Source organism: Mangrovibacillus sp. Mu-81 (genome assembly GCF_036867415.1).
In the GTDB taxonomy this organism is placed as follows: domain Bacteria; phylum Bacillota; class Bacilli; order Bacillales; family Bacillaceae_B; genus Rossellomorea.
The window spans coordinates 1-2,156 of record NZ_JBAJHU010000026.1 but is presented as its reverse complement, the minus strand read 5'-3'; the positions used below and the strand labels follow the sequence as shown (position 1 = coordinate 2,156).

General features: G+C 42.9%; 1 protein-coding gene. It reads right to left on the bottom strand.

Translation table 11 applies throughout. The annotated features are described in order from the left end of the window. Positions 1 to 148 precede the first annotated feature (148 nt). Complete coding sequence (gene ltrA, locus V6B33_RS21985) at positions 149 to 1,315, bottom strand: group II intron reverse transcriptase/maturase (RefSeq protein ID WP_334219787.1); 1,167 nt, start codon at positions 1,313 to 1,315, stop codon at positions 149 to 151. Positions 1,316 to 2,156 lie beyond the last annotated feature (841 nt).

The following is a 2,156-nucleotide window of genomic DNA, read 5'->3' as shown; positions in this document are numbered from 1 at the left end:
ATGTAGAGTAGGACGAGGGCTTTCGCCCTCGGACCCCTCGCCAAACCGTACGTGCAGATTTCCCGCATACGGCTTTCCTTTGCCAGTTCCCCATCTCCAGGAGTGAGTTGTCATCACCCGTCACCGGGCTGAGTATTTCAATCCTGAATTAGGAACTAGTGATGAGTAGACTTTCTAATGAAACTAAACCACACAGTTTTAAGACTTTATTAGGTATCAAACTGTTAGAGACTGTTGACCTCTTTTTCCTAATGAATGCTCTGATTCTCATTCGTATCCATTGATCGAGACGGGTAAACTTTTTCTTCACATTTCCGACTCGATAGTAATTACCAAATCCTCTAACTACTTCGTTCACCTTATAAATCATTTGTTTTACATTTCTGCCTTGTTGTCTTCTTGTAATTCTACGGACCTTCTCCTTTAATTTCTTCACTTTGTCATTCGGAAGAATGAGAAAATCACTCCAAAAATCAAGACCTAAAAATCTGAACCCTTCATCAAAGTGAACTACCTTTGTCTTTTCAGGATGCATTCGAAGATGCAGTTCTTCTTCGATTACGTGCTTTGAGACTTTATATGCTTGGTTGGCTTTTAATCTGGATTTACATAGAACTACGGCATCGTCGGCATACCGTACAATGGAGAAACCTTTTTTCTGCATTTCCCAGTCATAGTGATTCAGGTAGATGTTTGCAAGCAAAGGAGATATAACGCCACCTTGCGGTGAACCTATTTTTGATTCATGGAACTGATCATCTTCCATGATACCTGCGGTCAACCAACTAGATAGTAAGTTGAGAACTCTCCCGTCGGAGATTTTCTCGTTAACCTTTTTCATTAGTTCCTCGTGTGGAATCTCATCGAAAAAAGATTGAATGTCTAAATCCAGAACGTAGTTATATCCTGCTCGCTTTGCTCTTCTAATGATATCAATTGCTTGGTGGGCAGAGCGCCCTTTTCGAAATCCATAGCTGTGGTTATAGAAATGTTTCTCGAAGATTGGTTCAATGACTTGTCGGACTGCCTGTTGAGTAACCCTGTCCCGAATCGTTGGAATTCCCAACGGACGTAATTTTCCGTTATCTTTCTCGATATAAGTTCGGAGGACAGGGTCCGGTTCGTATCGATTTTCTTTTAGTAGTCGTTGAATTTCTCTCAGATACATGTCAGGTTGAATCTCGAATTTCTCAATCGTGATACCATCAATTCCTCCATTGCCTCTATTTACTTTGACTGCTTTCCATGCATCTAATAGGTTACTCCACTTATACACCTTGTCTATTAACGAGTAGTATTTTCGGTTTTGTTTCAATGGCTATTCACCACCTCAACGTCTCTCACCAAGTTGGTCTCGCATCAGCTACGAAAAATCGATTCCTTACTGTTTCTATAAGAAGAAAATGCGTTACTAGGGTAGACCAATCGCTTCTTTTTCATTCTTATATACTCAGGTCGCCAGTACCTCTTATCCTCGAGTTATTTTCACCGTCGGCGGGTGTTTACACCCTCGAAGTACCTCTTCTCATTAAGGCGTTTACGATTCCCACTCACTTCCGCTCACAACTTTGACAAAGTATTTTCCCTTCGCCTCTGTTTATTCCTTTTGGGAGATAAGCAGGTTATATGACTACGACATATAATCGTCTGAGTTTTCCCCTCCACACTGTCACCAGGCTTCCTTGGCTCAAACTTACTCACTACTACGGAACAATCCGCCATCTGCAGGCCCATCGGTTCAGCTTTCCCTTTTAAGGTTATACATTCCCTACCTTTCCACGTTTGTGGCTAGGAGATCTACAGACTTCCCTCGGTCATCACACGTTCTTTTCCGTCCATCCTGACCCTAAACACGTCAATGTGCTTCATAGGTCCTATCCCTTTTCTTGTTTTCCTATGAAATCAGTTCTGAAGAACTGAGGTTTCCCCGTTTTTTGGGCGGGTCACCCAACATTGCCGCCACCTCTGGTTCACGTAATGTTCCGGGCTGGACTTTGCCTGCAGGCCTTTCGGATTTCTCTTTGCAGAGAACACCCTGCCAGTCCTCCCTCAATATGAAGGTAGAACGCTTACTTCGGCTACGGCACTTTAAAGGGTAAAGTTACCGAGTGGACTTGAACCACCTAGAATGTGTGACTGCAAGGCACACCAAAAAA